Genomic DNA, 16,202 nt, shown 5'->3' on the forward strand with positions numbered 1-16,202 from the left:
CTTATTGACTGAAATCTCTTTCATTGATAAGATTTGTTTAATTCAATAAAGCAGGCAATGATGGTTGTGGGTCACACTATAACCGGAGCAGCTTCTGGAGAGACCGCACATTTGCGGCGCCGAAGGATTCACAATCTCAGGCAAAAGGACAGAAGAGAACGTTGTAAATAAAACTACACACTCTTCTTTTACCGTGAGATTGGATCTATCCAATCTTTTTTTTATTTTATTCATAGAGGTGGAAGAAATGGAGCGAAGACGAGCAGTTGTAAGTGTAATTGGAAAGGATCAGGTAGGAATTATTTCAAAGGTAACAACCATTCTTGCAAATAACAACATGAACATTCTTGATATCAGCCAAACGATTCTACAGGATTTTTTCACCATGATGATGATGATCGATGTTACCGGAAAAGTAAATTTAAATAGATTAAGGGACGAATTGACCCTGGCCGGTGAAGATATGGGATTAAAAATTAACATTCAGCTTGAGGAAATTTTTCAAGCAATACACCGCGTGTAAAAGGGAGAGATCGTTATTATGACAATTGCAATGGATGAAATCCTACAGACGATTCGCATGGTTCAAATGGAAAATCTTGATATTCGTACGGTAACAATGGGCATCAGCCTCCGGGATTGTGCCGATTCCGATTTTGAAAAAATGAATCAGCGAGTCTATGAAAAAATCACAAAATACGCTAAAAACTTAAGAGAAGTGGCTGAGGAAACCGAAAAGGAATTTGGAATTCCAATCATAAATAAAAGAATTTCCATTACACCGATTGCCGAAATTCTCGGCAATGCAACGGTGGAACAAACTGTGGAGCTAGCGAAAACGCTTGACAAAGCGGCCAAACAATTGGGAATTGATTTTATCGGCGGCTTTTCTGCCCTTGTCCATAAAGGAACATCAAAGGGTGACGAAACATTGTTAAAGGCCCTTCCGGAAGCACTGAGTGTAACGGAGCGTGTTTGCTCTTCAGTTTCGGTTGCAACCACCCGTATAGGGATTAATATGGATGCCGTTAGAGAAATGGGTTTTATTATTAAAGAGGCGGCCGAAAGAACAAAGGATCAAAATGGGATTGCCTGTGCTAAGTTAGTGGTCTTTTGTAATCCTGTAGAGGACAACCCTTTTATGGCAGGTGCCTTTCACGGTGCCGGCGAAGGGGAAGCTGTTATCAATGTTGGCGTAAGTGGTCCAGGTGTAGTTTTAAGTGCGTTGAAGCGTTATCCAGATGCAGATCTTGGTGAGATTTCGGAAATCATCAAGAAAACAGCTTTTAAAATTACTCGTGCCGGGGAATTGATTGACAGAGTTGTTGCTAGTCGGATTGGAATTCCTTTTGGGATAATGGATTTGTCATTGGCGCCAACCAATGCTTTAAATGATAGTGTTGCAGAAATTCTTGAAGAAATTGGACTTGAGCGAGTAGGAACCCACGGTACTATAGCTGCTCTGGCGCTTATGAATGATGCCGTGAAAAAAGGCGGTGCCATGGCGAGCTCTTATGTGGGTGGATTAAGCGGCGCATTTATCCCCGTTAGCGAAGATAACGGTATGATTTGAGGTATTATCGATGGCGCGCTAAATTTATCGAAGCTTGAAGCGATGACTTGCGTATGTTCTGTTGGTCTTGACATGATTGCTATAACAGGGGATGCGGCTCCTTCAACTCTTTCGGCAATGATTGCGGATGAAGCTGCCATCGGGATGATCAATAAGAAAACAACCGCCGTCCGGGTAATTCCGGTTCCGGGAAAAAAGGAAGGCGAAATGGTAGAGTTTGGCGGCCTGCTTGGCAGAGCACCTGTCATCGGGGTGAACCCATTCAGCTCTCAAAAGCTAATTAATCGTGGCGGAAGAATCCCAGCCCCTCTGCAGGCACTGATTAACTAAAGCAAAAAAGGGATGAGGGTCCGACAGTTGTAGGAGATATTCTCCCATTGTCGTTTGGCCCTCTTCTATTGTCGGATACTCTTCCCATTGTCGTTTGACCCTCTTCTATTGTCGGATAACTCTTTCCTATTGTCGTTTGACCCTCTTCTATTGTCGGATATCTCTCCGTATTGTCGCATGGACCTCTTCTATTGTCGGATAACCCTATCCCATGTCGGATACCTCTCCTAGCTAAAAATCTAACTAAACGATGGCTTCCTCAAAGAGCAATTTGTGCTTTCGGCTTGAAGCTCAGGAGCAAATTCCGCTAATTTTTTCACGAAATAACAGGTCTCCGGAAAATGATGCTCCAAAAAACGCAGTGTTGTTTTATTTAAGATCCGGTCACCTCGATATTTTTCCACCACCGACCTAATATACCCATTCATTTCAATAACAGTTTTTCCTACCTCCAATGCCAATTCTCTCTGCCTAGGAAACCCTTGCTCTGTAAATCTTAAAAAACCTTTTACATGATGGTTTTGTAAAATAAACATTTGAAATCGTTGTGCATATAGGTCTGTTTGCCGATCAACCGCTAACTCTATTGGATCTGTGATACTTCTTAATAAAATAATATGGCCAAGCTGATCCTCTAGCCATAAATCCAATAATTGGTCTAGACGCAGCGAAACCGGCTCCTGTCCATTTACATAAAAGGATAGCAACCGCAAATACTCTTGATTTTCATTCAACGTGCCATTCAGGTAAGTAGGAGATAAATTAAGATTAATCTTGTTTTTTATCCGCAAATTTTGCAGATGGCCTTCAAAACGGTAATACTCATAAGCAACGGAGTAGGCTTGTTTAGCAAACGAAATTAACTCACTAGAGCGATAATCTAATGCAGGATCCATTTTTCCAAGATTAGTTTCTAAATTAGCAAATGATTGAATAAACCTTTTTGCAATCGAAATTTCCTGTTCATGTTCAACGGATAAATGATCACGTACAAAAATCGCATGATCATAAAGAATTTCAGTCCAAAATAAATGTTCTTCCCACACACTGATTGTAGCAGCCATAAACACAATCCCTCCCTATCTAAAGCATATTCCACGTTTGTCCCATTAAAAACCACAAAAAAACGATTACGATTTTCGTAACCGCCTTAATCCATATTTACAATTTTTGCGAAATCGTCTAATGATGTGGAATATTTGATATAGGTCCTTGGCAGAAGATAATGTTCGTTTTCAATTCCTTGTTTGATATAGGGACCTGGTGTTGTCGTCAATCCAAAAAGGTAATACTTTTTTGTCTCTGTCACAACCCTAGGATTAAAATTCCCGTAAGGATAGGAAATCGCGATTACTTCTTTATCAATTATTTTTTCTAATGCCCTTTTCGACTCTCTTAATTCTGGAACAAGATTTTCTGTTTTGGTCAAGTCAAGATGGGTAGCAGTGTGAGACTGGATTGAAATCAATCCGGATTTAGAGAGCGATTTTAAATCATCTTCTAACAAACGGTTCGCGCGTCCAATAAAATCTGTGATGATAAAAAAGGTTCCTGCCGGTTTAAACTGATTTGTTTGAAGTTTTTGAAAAACCTTAAAGGCATTCAAATTATTTTTATAGCCATCATCAAATGTGAGGAAAATCGGCTTCTTAACAAGATCAATCTTCTGCCATTGCTCAAACGTTAATAAGGTATATCCATGATCCCGTAAGTAAGTGATTTGCTTTTCAAAATTCTCCGGGGTCACATACAACTCCTTTTGGCCATGCCCTGTAAATTCCGCAATGGAATGATAGACCAGGATAGGCACCTTCTTTTGTGCAAATACTTGTGACGGAGGACCGACAAGCAGAAATCCAAGGATAAGAACTAATAATTTAAACATAGAATTCCTCTCTTTTGATGATTATTTACTTTTATTATCCCTAAGAGAAATCATTCTATGAACTTGCATCATACTGGATTTATCGAGGTTAACTTTTTGATCCCCTTAGATTTCCTATTTCTCCTCCATTCCATTATTCCAAGGTTAATCATGATGGATAAATATACAGCAATCGGGAAGGAAATAGAATGATTGAGAAAGATTGATAGCGGTATTAGAACGATTCTGAATGTGACAAAGACCCAGGTGATGGCATAGCTTCTCAACATCCACAATTTATGCTCCTGGACTTTTCGCTGAACTGCACGCATGCCCCCGAAAGATGTAGTCCATAACCAACAAACATCCAGGACAAGGAAAGCAATGGTGGTCCCTCTCCCTCCTGTTGCAAAAAGGGAAAGATATGGTACGGCAAGGATATTAAGAAAAATGGATCCTGCATATAGGTAACCCAATCTCTTATGGAGCTTTATGTTCTTCCCGCTTTTCATTGTTAATTGAAGTGGACCCAAAGCCAACGAAATGATTCCCAGCACAATATGCGGGTAAAAAAACCATTTCCATGTGGACAATGAAAAATCATGATTCTTCAATTTTGCTTTTACGATGGGTGCCTGCTCAACCCCATTGTTTAAAAACATAAAGAAGATATATAAAGTGAATAAAAAAATGATGGAATAAAGGAGCCCTGTTTGCAGAATTCCCTTTTTTGTATTTTTCATTCTTCCAATATCCTTAACTATTTATATGGTTCTCTATTGTTTTTTCAAAACATTTATAAGGGGCTTTGCGAAAAGGAAAGTAGATCTCTCCCCGCTCTACATACCCTGCTTTTTCATACAACCTGACGGCACTCGGATTCCCGCTAAACACATCAAGGCGAATACTCGTATAACCATTTTTGTCTCCAAATTCTTCAGCAAATAAAAGAAGCAAATTACCAACCCCCTTCCCTTGATAGCATGGGTGAACTGCTAACCTGTGAACAATCAATGGATTTCCAAATAGATCCTCCCATTTAACCTGTTCATACCGTTTGCTTCCATTCACATCAAGAGTTATTGCGGCGACTAATTGATCTTCCTCAAAGATTCCATAGAGATTTCCTTTTTTAATATCACCCTTTATAACAAATCGGTTTGGATAAAAACGATCCCATTGGAAAATCCTCTTTTTCTTTAAATGATCAGTAATCTTTGTGTAAAATTGTTTCACATTTTTATAATCTTTTAAGCTGATGGATACAATCTCCATTCTTATCACCACTATTAGATACCGACCGTCGGTATGAAATGTTGATTAAGAATCCCCCTTAGGAAGACTCTTTAAGACAATGTCTTCATAATGAGTTGAAAAATATCACTCAAATCAACTTTATCCTCTTCTGAAGACGTTAATATTTGCGTGACCCGTAACCCATAGGAAAAAGTCATTAACAAAATTGACATTTTCGCTGCATCAATATTTGTAGGAATCACACCATTTTCTTGACCCATTTTGATCCATTGGGTTCCCGTCTCTTTGCTGTAATTAAAAAGATCATTAAGAATTTTTTTTACCTTTTCATTCTCCTGACTTAGTAGATAAATAAAGATGAGATTGCCAATATCCTTCGTATTTTGACGTGAGTGGAAAAATTGACCAACTACACCAAATCGGCTGCCATCATCTGCTTCTTCAATCGAGCGTGTAATTGTCTTGTGAAACTTTTCATTCATTTCGGTTATTTTCGATTTCAAGATCAGTCCAAATAATTCGTCTTTGCTATCTACATAATGATAAATGGCACCTTTAGAAAGTCCGGATTTTTCAATGATATCCTTTAAGGTAGTATTTCTACAGCCCTTTTCTAAAATGATTTCTTCTGTTGTGGATAAGATATGCTGAAAGCTCGGATTATCGTAGATTGTTGGATTTGACATAATTACTACCTTCCCTGCTTGTTTAATTATGAATGATTAAGTCTAAACGTTTTTTGGCATACCTGCGATAAATGATCGTAAACAGAATAGCCACACCAATAAAACAGTAAAAAATGATTTGTGAAACGGCTAAAAAAGAAGAAATTGAGAGCTCATATACAAGAACAATTTTTACCGCCGCTTCCCCCAGCAATGCAATGCCCCAAATCGCCGTCATTACCCGTAGAACAAAGCGGAAATAGGGAATTTCCCAGTTTTTTGTAAACTGCCCCTTCTTTTCCCCTTGGTTACTTGCACTAAATCGAATTGCGAAATGATAAATCAGTGGTTTTGCAAAAAACAATGACCCAAGAAATATAAGCCCTAATAGACCGGTGACCATTGACTCCCGCAATAAAATTAACCGCTCATTCCCGCCTAAAACGAATGCCGCTAAGCTTAGCAGAAATCCTGTCAACATAAATAAGCCAAAGGCATCAGCCTTTCGAAACTTTACAAGATGATAAAGATAATCCCCTAATGGAATCAACGTAGCTAAAAGTAATGAAACAAAGCTTGAAAAATGACCTAAAAGTAGATTGTAAACCAATACCGGAATAGCCCCATTTATGACGATACTGAAAGCAATACTTAAAATCAATTTCTTTTTGGATGAAATCTTCATAACCTTTTCCTCCATTTTCCAATTTATAAAAATATCATACAAACCGGCGGTCGGTTTGTCAATGAGTTTATTCCCAATCTAAACCCAATTTTTTTTATGAATGGTCTCCTTATGTGACTTCTTTAATTCGAAAGTGGTAGACTAAAATTATATTCACAAAAAAGGAGTACCAATCATGCCGGAATACAAAGTATTATTTCTTGATGTTGATGGAACCATCCTAAGGCCGGATGACACCATTGAAGCCTCAACCAAGGAGGCAATTTCCACCGTCCAAGAAAAGGGAATCGAAGTTTTTTTAGCAACCGGGAGACCACTACATGAGCTTGATAAAATTGCTGAGGAATTAAATATTCATTCTTTTATAGGCTACAACGGTGCCTATGCCGTCTACAATCAGGAAGATCTTTTTAAAGAGTATATGAATGAGGAAAATGTGAAACAGTTTCTGCAAATAGCAGCAGATAATCAACATGAAGCCGTCCTTTATACAAACGATAGTAATGCCTTTACCCATCTGGAATCTCCTATTGCAGCACAGTTTATTGAAAAATTCCACATACACAAAAATAGCAGCTACACTACATCATTGGGTAATCAGATTTTAGGAATAACGCTGATGAATTTAAAGGAAGGTGATGTTGAGCATTATAAAAATAACGATGGGATTCATTTATCACAGGTGCATCTTGAAGGCTTAAAGCACTGTTATGATGTCATCAGGGACAAAGTGAACAAGGGAATCGGGATCCAAATGGTTTTAAAACATCTTGGGATTGACAAGGAGAGCTCGATTGCTTTTGGTGACGGAATGAATGATAAGGAAATGCTAATGAGTGTGGGCGAAGGTTTTGCGATGGGAAATGGCCACCCGGATCTCTTTCAATACGCGAAACATAAAACGACTGAGGTAACGAACTCCGGGATTTATAATGGCTTGAAAAAACTTGGTTTAGTAGGTTAATAAAAGAAGCAGTGGAATTAAATTTTCCACTGCTCTTTTAACTTCATATTATATTTTTGTTAAAAGGATTCCCAGCACTGCCGAGAACACACCAATAATTTGATATAATTTTAATTTTTCCTTATAAATCCAGCAACCCGCCAAAACGACGATTAAACAATTTAAACTAACAATTGGGAAAACAATGCTGGCAGCTCCAAACTGTAAGGCAAAGAAATAAGCAGCATAACCAAAAACACTAATGATTCCCACCATTGCTCCTACACCCGCCTCATTCCGCCGCCATTTTTCTTTTTGCAGTAGGCTGCAAACGGCCAAATAAACACTGCCGCCGCCATACATCGAAATAAGGATATTTACAGAATTAATGTGTAAATAGGTGGAAGTTTTCATCAATATCCCCAAAATACCAAAAGACAAAATGGCAAGTGCAACCCTTAGAATCCACGGCAGATAACTTGTATTTCGTTTTGAAGACGGTGAATACTGAATCACCATCGCTGACCCTAACATAAATACAATACCCAGCCATTGTAATAAGCTTATTTTCTCGTGAAAAATAAGTCCAGCACTTAAAATTGGAAAGAGTGCATTCGTGCCGATTAGTGGTGAAGTGAGACTTGCTGGTCCCTTTTCAAAGGCTTTAGACATTTGGATATTGCCGTTTGCATTTAAAATACCAATTAAAGAACCTAGTAAAATGGTGAATAGGTTAAAGTGAAGGATTCCATTCATAGCTCCATATCCAAATGATACGATAAAGGCAACAAAATAAAAGAAAAATTGGATATGAAGTTTTGATAGTCCATTTCCGGTACTCCACTTAAAAATCGTGTTATTCGTTCCAAAGCTAATCATGGTTATAAATGCAGCTGCGACCCACATGATGAACCTTCTTTCTGTCTATCAAATTCTCTTAAAATTTTATTCCTTTTTTCGAAATTTCTCAATCCCTTTTTTGTCAATTTTCGATATTTACGCTCTTTTTGCAGAAAGCTGTAGGTATTTTGAGATTTCCGTCTTGTTTTGATAGCTTTTGTCACCTAGCAGGAAAAGCAGGTACTTCTTGGTGAATTATAAGATTAAGAGAAACATTCGTAGATAATAGGGGAAGGAATGAATTTTTTATGAAAGCATACACAATCAAAGAAGCCGCTAAGGAAATTAATATATCTCATGGAATTATTCGGAAGTGGGTAAAAGAGTTTGATGGACTCTTAGACATTCCAAGAACAAAGCAAGGAGCAAGAATTTATACCGAGTCAGAAATAGAGCTCTTTCAAGAGATTAAGCAGAGGTTTGCAAATAAAGAAAGCAAAGAATCTGTACGTGAATGGCTACTAATTAGACATGAACCAGTCGTTAAAACAATATCTGAACCAGAGGAAGTAACCGTTCCAATGGATTCTAATCCATTGGACAATGACCTCGATCCGGTGCCAAACCCGGATGAAAGTGAAAGCCCCGAAACTCAAGAAATCTCCTTAGAGCTTGTTTCCAGCCCTGAGCAGGAGTCTGCTATTGCAACCCATGAACTTTTAAACAATGCTAATTTGTTTTTTGAAGCAATGGATACGTACAAGCAAACCTTTTTAAGTGAAGTAAAAAGCGAGATCCGCAGTGTGGTCCGCAAGGAAGTTCTTGATGAAGTAAAAAAAGAGATTCAAAAAGGTAGTTGCATAACTGTAAAATCCCTCTCTGATGCGGTTTATAAGTCATCGGAAAACACCAAGGAAGAAATTAAAGAGCTATCTGCTGCAATTGAAAAAAACGGTGAACAAACAACGGATTCCCTTAAATATCTTTCGAATAGCATTGCAAACGTATCAATTGAAACCGCTGAAGAGATTTACTCCCTTTCCAAGCAAGTTGCCGAAACATCAGAAGGCCTTTCTCACTATATGGATGTCACCAATGAGGAAATTACAAATTTAACTGAAGCGATTACAAAGGAACGAGAGATTCACCTGGAAGAACGTGAACATTTGTCACGAGAAATTATAAAAAGAGAGGCTGCCTTTCAAAACATGTTAACCAGTTTTCGTGATGTTGCCGCCACTAAAGAGAAGAAATGGTGGAAATTCTGGTCTTAGGATTATTGATCACTTATTGCCAAGGGTCTAAATAATTTTAGGAGGGTGATATTGATGAATACAAGTGAGGTTTCAAAATTATTAGGAGTATCTTCAAGTACCATCCAACGCTGGGTAAAACAACTCGAACTTCCAATGGAAAGAAATGAACGGGGACATTATTTTTTTAAAGATGAGGATATTGCCTTACTAAAAAAAATCCAGGAACAAATCCAAAATGGAGCACTCTTACAAGATATTGCTCCCATCCAGGAGAAAAAGCCACGAAGGGGGATTGTTAAGGCAGTAGAGAACGATCATGCAATAGAAAAACTGTTTGAAAAGGTAAGTGAGTTGGAAATCAGCCTGAATGAGAAAGCTGACTCCGTTGCCTCCTATCAACTCCTGCAGCACCGTAGAGAAATTGAGGAACTTCAGTCCCAAGTAAAGGCATTAAATCTTCAGCTCGAAACACTTCAAAAGCAAGTTACCGAGCTATCCACCCCTGTTCAGACAGAAATCATTCATTTTCAAAAGAAAAAACCTAAAAAGAAGAACATTGTCAGCATGTTATTCGGATTGTTTTAATAGGCTGTGTTAAAGGACAATGTTGATTTTAAACAACGTTGATTGGAGAGGAAGGCACGAAGACTCCTCGAAAATGCTAACGCATTTTCTTCGTGCGTGGGCGGATTTAAGGAAGCAATTCAGTGTCCTGTGGGATTACGGGACAGGGGAGACCCGCAGGAGCGAAGCGACGAGGAGGCTCCCCGAACCGCCCACGAACCGATTGTGCCTGGAGTGGAAATCAACAACCAGGTTTAACAGAGCCTTGTAATAAAAAGAGGGTCGAATGTAGGAAATCACATTCGACCCTTTTTTATTATAGATTATCTGGTCAAACCCTTCTGCCTATGACCAGATAAAATATCTAATTCAACCAAAGGACTTGTATACTTCTTTATAAGATAACTTCCGAGACCTATACAAATGATAAATGAAAAAATAATCAGTAAAACATAATTATTCGATACCAAATCTAAACGATCGTTCGGTAAAAACGATTGAATCGATTTTAAAATAAACCCATGAAATAAATAGACATAAAGGGTTCTCTCCCCTATTCTTGTTACTTTAAACTTATTTGAAGGAATTAATGCCAAAAAGCCAAATACCACAACAAGTGTAAGGACATATTGACCGGCACGAAGTAATCCATCGATAAACTGCTCTTTCCCCATATGTGCATAAGAGGTATCACCTAATAGCCATGGGACCGCATCCTTCGGAAAGCCAATCGCAAACAATACCATTATTGCAAGAATGACCACCACTCCAAGAGGACGTGAAATTTTTGAGCGAATAAGTCCTCTAAGCATTTCCTTATCCAACAAATACCCTAATAGGAAATAAGGAAAAAACACAAAGGTTCTCGAAAGGCTTAAAAAACTGCCGACGGAATCAATATAACCAATGGCGATTCCCAATATGACGGAAACCAAAAATCCATACCATCTGTATTTTGCAAATAAATAAAGCATTATATTCCAACAAAACATACTGAGTAAAAACCATAACGACCAATGGGGATGAAGAAAATCAATTTCAAATGATTTTTCCTGACCGCTTACAAAGTAAAAGATGGAATAGATAATTTGAAAAATAAAATAGGGTAATAATACTTTCTTTACTGTTTTTAATAAGTAGCCTTTTTTCCGGTAGCCCTTGGCAAAATACCCCGAAATCAAAATAAATGCCGGCATATGAAACAGAAATATGACTGTATATAACGTGAATAAGAATCCATCATCCTCTTTTAACGGACTGATCACATGACCAAAAACAACAAGAAAAATTAATACAAATTTCGCATTATCAAAAAACATACTCCTTTTTGAAGTTGAAGCCATTTTATCACCTCAAATATTATTTCAAAAAAGGTATTTAAAATTATTCAAGATTTTAAAAGTGGAGATCTAAAACCATTATACCCTTTTTATATTACAGGGATATGTAACTAAGTTTTCTTTCTGTTTCATCCTTTTTACAATTTTACAATAATAATCAAAAATACCCACGATTAATTTACCATATAAATCTTAATCCAAGCTTAATATTAGCAGAAATTTTTTGCGCAAGCTTTGGATAATCTTATCTGCTGATTTGCGCTCCAGGTGCAATAAAAAAGGGTCAAGTTCAAAAAATTGAACCTGTCCCTTTTACTTGTTCATCTATTCATTTATTCTAAATTGCTGTGTTGTTTAAACGCTATTTGATGGTTTACCTGATTTAGTTCACCGTAAAAAAGACAAATCGTATCAAAAAGAATATGAGCACATTGATCAAATAAGGAACCTAGCGGCTGAATGGTTTCCCGTTCATTTTCACGACGGTATTTTGTTGCAGCCGGAACATGAAGAATTTGGTCTGCAACAGCGGCTAATGGTGAACCGGTATTCGTTGTCATCGCAATAATCGTAGCTCCGATTGATTTCGCTTTATCGGATGTCCATGTAACACTTTTGGTTGTGCCCGAACCCGAAACAGCTACCAAAACATCCCCTTCCTTAATGGAAGGTGTAATTGTTTCCCCTACAACGTAAACATTCGCACCGAGATGCATTAATCTCATTGCAAAAGACTTTGCCATTAAACCTGAACGGCCTTCTCCGACAACGAAAATTCTGGTTGCCTTTATAAGATGATCTGCTAAGTCATGAAGAGGCTGTTCCTCTATTTGTCCGAGCACTGCTTCTATCTCTTTTAAAATAGTAAAGACCTTATTCATCGACGTGTTCACCCTCCAATTTTACAATTAAATCTTTGAATTTTTCTGCCGCTTCTTTTGGATTACCAGCCTTTGTGATCGCCGACCCGATAATGACCACATCAGGATTCAACCTTGCTTTGAGGGACTTTAATGTATCCGTTGTAATCCCTCCTGCCACCGCGGTTTTAAGAAAATGTTTTTTAAACATCTCGGTTTGACGTATTCCACTTTGGGATTTACCATTTTCTTCTTGTTCATCCTTGCTGACATGGTCACAAAAAATCGCATCTTTATATTTCATTAAATAGCTTTTCTGCTCTTCAGATGTATTTAATAAATCAATCATAACTTGCTTGTTATGCTGACTGGCAACCTCAAGACATGTATCAATGGTTACCAATGGTGAGACTCCCATAACTGTAGCCACATCAGCTCCTGCCTTAAAACACATTTCAAATTCATAACGTGCATTATCAATTGTCTTGATATCAGCAATAATTTTTTTATTAGGAAAGGCATTCTTTAGTTCTTTTATACTTGTCATTCCAAATTCTTTAATTAAGGATGTTCCCACTTCAATCCAGTCGATGGAATGCTCTACTAGTTTTGTTAATTGAATGGCTTCTTGAATTTCTAATCGATCAAGCGCTAATTGTATTTTCATCAAGCGAGCTCCTCTTATTTAATAAATCGGTTTACTAAATCGGTTTATTAAAATTATAAACTACTTTTCTTTAATATACAATCCCATTCATAAAATGGATATTAATAATAAAACAGCAATGGTACTGAACCGTTTGCTGTTTTTACTTAAATTTTTTCATTGAATCATTATTTTACTTTGAAAAACAATCTCTTCTGGTTTTATTTCGGTTTTGTTAATTTTCGCAAATAATAATTCTGCCGCCTTTTTCCCCATTTCAAATGCAGGTTGTGTAATAACTGTAATAGGCGGTTCAACCAAGTGGGCAAATGGAATATTATCGAACACAATCAAATCGATATCTTTCCCTAACGCTCGGTTTGTTTCTTTAAGGAATTCTAAAACTTCTAAAAATACCCGGTCATTTCCAGAAAATAATGCGGTTGGCGGTTCACTTAGGGAAAATAATTTTTCCAAATTCGCTTTCAAATCTGAAATATTGGCTTCAATTATATAATCAGAATTAATAGTAATACCCTCATCCTTCATCGCTTTTTTATAGCCTTCTAGCCTGTCTTTACGTGTACTAATCGTCAGTGGCTGAACAGCAAAAGCAATTTTCCGGTGTCCCCTTTTTAAAAAATAGACAATCGCATTATACGTAGACTGCATATTATCTGTCACAATCGAGAGGGCCTTTAGGTTCTCTACCTTCCGATCCATGAATACAACTGGATAGTCTTCCACAATCATATTTTTGTATAAATCATGATTTTGACCGGTAGGAAAAATAATCAGTCCATCTACCTGCTTTGCCCGCAACATTTCAATATAGTTCTTTTCCTTTTGCGGATCATCATCCGCATTACAAACAATCGCGTGAATTCCATGTTCATGAAAGTAATCCTCTATTGCACGGCTAACCTCCGTAGAAAATCGATGCATAATATTGGCCACAATAATCCCCACCATTGAGGTTCGTTTTTGCTTTAAGCTTCTTGCAATATAATTTGGCTGGTAGCCTAAGTTTTTTATCGCTTCTTCAATTTTTAATTTTGTTTTTTCCCCCATATATTCAAATCGATTATTCAAAAATTGTGAAACTGTGCTTTTCGATACGCCCGCTTCTTTTGCTACGTCGGCCATGGTGACTTTTTCCATTCTATCTTCCTCTTTCATCCTATTTCAATGACTTCATTGTAGCCCTAAATCGGTTTATTATCCAGTTTAGAAACAAAAAGAGGATGACGATTCTGTTTTAATACAACACATCCATAAGAAAAATTCTTATTTGGACATGTGCTCTTAAACCCGAATCTAAGTCATCCTCTAATTAATAATCTATTAAATACGTGAAGAATTCGCCGCTTCTATAATTTTTTTAGCGTTCAACTGAACTTCAGCCAGATACTCGGCAGTTAATTCCCGGTTCGGATTGATTAATGTGCTGCCAATCCCAACTGCAACTGCACCTGCCTTGAAGAATTCTTTTACATTTTCCAAATGAATTCCCCCGGTTGGCATAAGGGGAATGTGCGGCAATGGACCAGCGATATTTTTTAAATAATCCGGTCCCAAACACCCTGCCGGGAACAATTTTACTAGATCAGCACCATTTTCAAATGCAGTTTGAATTTCGGTTGGCGTAAATGCACCAGGTACACTGATGATCCCATACCTTTTTGTCATTTTAATTGTTTCCTTGTTCACTATCGGAGAAAAAATAAATTTTGATCCGGCTTGGATTGCTGCTCTAGCTGTCTCAGGATCAAGAACCGTTCCGGCACCTACTAATACCTCGTCACCAAATTCATTCCCCACTTTTTCAATAATGGATAAAGCATTGGGTGTTTCCATCGTGATTTCCACGGCAGTTACGCCGCCGTTTTTTAATGCTTCTGCAATTGGTACGATAGTTTGCAATGTGGCACCACGAATGACTGCAACAACCGCGCGATTTTTTATTTCCTCTACGCCCATTTTTAAGGACTCCCTTTTTCTTTTCATTTATTTCATTTTTTTCTATAATGAATCATGTATGTGTTTCTATTGGTCAACAGCTAAAGAACTGATTGTTCTTTTTAGCTGTTGAATTTTTTATGCACTAACATCCATATCCGTTGCTTTATTAGGCTTTTTTGCCGCATTAACTGCCCAAATTGTTAATATTGCGGAAAGGAATAATGAACCTGCCATAAAGATATATGATGCTCCAAAACCTCCAGTAGCTCCGTTCAGGTAACCAACCACATAAGATCCAACAAACGAGCCTAATGCGCCCATGCTATTTATCAGTGCCATCGCACCCCCGGCAACATTGCGTGGCAGAATTTCGGGAATAATCGCGAAAAACGGTCCATATGGAGCATACATGGCACCTCCGGCAATCACTAATAAAATAAAGGAGAGCCAGAAATGATGGGTTCCGATTGCATATGAGATGTAGAAGGCTACTGCTCCAATCAATAGAAATGGCCAAACAAATGCTTTGCGATTTAATGTTTTATCTGAGAAATAAGAGGCTGCTAACATTAATACAACCGCTAAAATGTATGGTACAGACGACAACCAACCCGTTTTTACAATATTCATATTTGGCGCTGCTTTAATAATCGATGGCAGCCACATAACGAATCCATAAACCCCAATACTCCATAACGCATATTGTAAGCTTAATAAAATAACATGCTTTGATTTAAATGCTTCACGATAATTTTTAACCGGCTTTAATCCTTCTTGTTCTTTTCGTAATTGCTCTTCCAAATCTAATTTTTCTTGTTGTGACAACCATTTTGCATCCTTCGGTTTATCATTTACTAGTTTCCACCAAATAAATGCCCAGATGACTGCCGGCAGACCCTCAATAATAAACATCCATCTCCAGCCAAAAGATTGTAATAAATATCCTGATACGATAGACATCCATAAAACAGTTGCGGGGTTTCCTAAGATGAGGAAGGTATTGGCACGTGAGCGTTCCGCTTTCGTAAACCAGTGGCTTAAGAATACAAGCATCGCTGGCATAACAGCACTTTCAACCACTCCAAGGGCGAACCGAATGACAAACAATAATTTAATATTGGTAATAAGACCTGTTGCAGAAGCCAATACTCCCCATGAAATAAGCGACCAGAAAATGAGTTTTTTCGCACTTTTATTCTCAGCGTAATGCGCTCCAGGTATTTGGAAAAAGAAGTAGCCTAAAAAGAAAAGTGAGCCCAATAATGATGACGTTCCCGGGGTTATATGAAGATCCTTCGCTAATCCAGCAGCTGCGCCAAATCCATAGTTGGCACGGTCAAGGTAGGCAAGACTATACGTAATAAAAGCAATTGGAATTAAGAAAAACCATCTTTGCTTTGCAATTGTCTGTTTCATA

17 protein-coding genes, 1 pseudogene and 1 riboswitch are annotated in these 16,202 nt (G+C 37.8%); of the genes and pseudogenes, 5 read left to right on the top strand and 13 right to left on the bottom strand.

The genetic code is table 11. The features are described from left to right. The first annotated feature begins 84 nt into the window (after nucleotides 1–84). Nucleotides 85–162, top strand: a riboswitch (glycine riboswitch). Nucleotides 163–247: 85 nt separating this feature from the next. Together RCG21_RS23000 and RCG21_RS23005 are read left to right on the top strand one after the other, a co-directional pair. Continuing rightward, entirely contained in the window at nucleotides 248–523 is a 276-nt protein-coding gene (locus RCG21_RS23000) for an ACT domain-containing protein (protein ID WP_308913825.1), read from the top strand. A gap of 18 nt (nucleotides 524–541) precedes the next feature. Further along, nucleotides 542–1,903, top strand: a pseudogene (locus RCG21_RS23005) (PFL family protein). Nucleotides 1,904–2,142: 239 nt separating this feature from the next. On the opposite strand, the gene RCG21_RS23010 reads toward RCG21_RS23005, so the two are convergent. The 6 genes from RCG21_RS23010 to RCG21_RS23035 all read right to left on the bottom strand — a co-directional run bounded on the left by RCG21_RS23010 (nucleotide 2,143) and on the right by RCG21_RS23035 (nucleotide 6,374). Further along, on the bottom strand, nucleotides 2,143–2,967 hold the full coding sequence (locus RCG21_RS23010; RefSeq protein WP_308913826.1) for a DUF2935 domain-containing protein: 825 nt from the start codon (nucleotides 2,965–2,967) through the stop codon (nucleotides 2,143–2,145). Between the two features lie 86 nt (nucleotides 2,968–3,053). After that, nucleotides 3,054–3,788 (bottom strand): polysaccharide deacetylase family protein, encoded by a 735-nt coding sequence (locus RCG21_RS23015; RefSeq protein WP_133337844.1) that lies wholly within the window; start codon nucleotides 3,786–3,788, stop codon nucleotides 3,054–3,056. Nucleotides 3,789–3,856: 68 nt separating this feature from the next. Next, a complete protein-coding gene (locus tag RCG21_RS23020; RefSeq protein WP_308913827.1) occupies nucleotides 3,857–4,510 on the bottom strand; it encodes a DUF2306 domain-containing protein in 654 nt (217 codons plus the stop codon). Between the two features lie 13 nt (nucleotides 4,511–4,523). After that, entirely contained in the window at nucleotides 4,524–5,042 is a 519-nt protein-coding gene (locus RCG21_RS23025; RefSeq protein WP_308913828.1) for a GNAT family N-acetyltransferase, read from the bottom strand. A 71-nt stretch (nucleotides 5,043–5,113) separates the two neighbouring features. Beyond that, the gene (locus tag RCG21_RS23030; protein ID WP_133337850.1) at nucleotides 5,114–5,710 is read right to left on the bottom strand and encodes a TetR/AcrR family transcriptional regulator; all 597 of its coding nucleotides are present in this window, start codon (nucleotides 5,708–5,710) and stop codon (nucleotides 5,114–5,116) included. Nucleotides 5,711–5,732: 22 nt separating this feature from the next. After that, nucleotides 5,733–6,374, bottom strand: a complete 642-nt coding sequence (locus tag RCG21_RS23035) for a VC0807 family protein (protein WP_308913829.1) — start codon at nucleotides 6,372–6,374, stop codon at nucleotides 5,733–5,735. A gap of 175 nt (nucleotides 6,375–6,549) precedes the next feature. Here RCG21_RS23035 and RCG21_RS23040 point away from each other — a divergent pair, with 175 nt between their 5' ends. Beyond that, complete coding sequence (locus RCG21_RS23040; RefSeq protein WP_133337854.1) at nucleotides 6,550–7,338, top strand: Cof-type HAD-IIB family hydrolase; 789 nt, start codon at nucleotides 6,550–6,552, stop codon at nucleotides 7,336–7,338. Between the two features lie 48 nt (nucleotides 7,339–7,386). Here the strand turns inward: RCG21_RS23040 and RCG21_RS23045 are convergent, their stop codons facing one another. Further along, nucleotides 7,387–8,223 carry a DMT family transporter gene (locus tag RCG21_RS23045; protein WP_308913830.1) on the bottom strand — a complete coding sequence of 279 codons (837 nt, stop codon included), beginning with the start codon at nucleotides 8,221–8,223 and terminating at the stop codon, nucleotides 7,387–7,389. Nucleotides 8,224–8,465: 242 nt separating this feature from the next. Here RCG21_RS23045 and RCG21_RS23050 point away from each other — a divergent pair, with 242 nt between their 5' ends. Both RCG21_RS23050 and RCG21_RS23055 read left to right on the top strand, forming a co-directional pair. Beyond that, nucleotides 8,466–9,431 carry a MerR family transcriptional regulator gene (locus RCG21_RS23050; RefSeq protein ID WP_308913831.1) on the top strand — a complete coding sequence of 322 codons (966 nt, stop codon included), beginning with the start codon at nucleotides 8,466–8,468 and terminating at the stop codon, nucleotides 9,429–9,431. 54 nt (nucleotides 9,432–9,485) lie between these two features. Next, a complete protein-coding gene (locus RCG21_RS23055; RefSeq protein ID WP_308913832.1) occupies nucleotides 9,486–9,998 on the top strand; it encodes a MerR family transcriptional regulator in 513 nt (170 codons plus the stop codon). A 302-nt stretch (nucleotides 9,999–10,300) separates the two neighbouring features. Here RCG21_RS23055 and RCG21_RS23060 read toward each other — a convergent pair whose 3' ends face one another. From RCG21_RS23060 to RCG21_RS23085, 6 genes are all read right to left on the bottom strand, one after another. Next, nucleotides 10,301–11,320 carry an acyltransferase family protein gene (locus RCG21_RS23060; protein WP_308913833.1) on the bottom strand — a complete coding sequence of 340 codons (1,020 nt, stop codon included), beginning with the start codon at nucleotides 11,318–11,320 and terminating at the stop codon, nucleotides 10,301–10,303. Between the two features lie 329 nt (nucleotides 11,321–11,649). After that, entirely contained in the window at nucleotides 11,650–12,198 is a 549-nt protein-coding gene (hxlB, locus tag RCG21_RS23065; RefSeq protein WP_133337864.1) for a 6-phospho-3-hexuloisomerase, read from the bottom strand. Continuing rightward, complete coding sequence (hxlA, locus tag RCG21_RS23070; RefSeq protein ID WP_133337866.1) at nucleotides 12,191–12,844, bottom strand: 3-hexulose-6-phosphate synthase; 654 nt, start codon at nucleotides 12,842–12,844, stop codon at nucleotides 12,191–12,193. Before hxlA ends, hxlB begins: the two co-directional genes overlap by 8 nt. Before the next feature lie 156 nt (nucleotides 12,845–13,000). Next, nucleotides 13,001–13,984, bottom strand: coding sequence for a LacI family DNA-binding transcriptional regulator (locus RCG21_RS23075; RefSeq protein WP_208025405.1), 984 nt, complete (start codon nucleotides 13,982–13,984; stop codon nucleotides 13,001–13,003). Between the two features lie 183 nt (nucleotides 13,985–14,167). After that, nucleotides 14,168–14,803: a bifunctional 4-hydroxy-2-oxoglutarate aldolase/2-dehydro-3-deoxy-phosphogluconate aldolase gene (locus RCG21_RS23080; protein ID WP_133337870.1), complete on the bottom strand. Its 636-nt coding sequence runs from the start codon at nucleotides 14,801–14,803 to the stop codon at nucleotides 14,168–14,170. Between the two features lie 117 nt (nucleotides 14,804–14,920). Next, a complete protein-coding gene (locus RCG21_RS23085; protein ID WP_133337872.1) occupies nucleotides 14,921–16,201 on the bottom strand; it encodes an MFS transporter in 1,281 nt (426 codons plus the stop codon). Nucleotide 16,202 lies beyond the last annotated feature (1 nt).

The sequence above is a fragment of the Bacillus salipaludis genome (assembly GCF_030938565.1).
Classification (GTDB): Bacteria; Bacillota; Bacilli; order Bacillales; family Cytobacillaceae; genus Neobacillus; species Neobacillus salipaludis_A.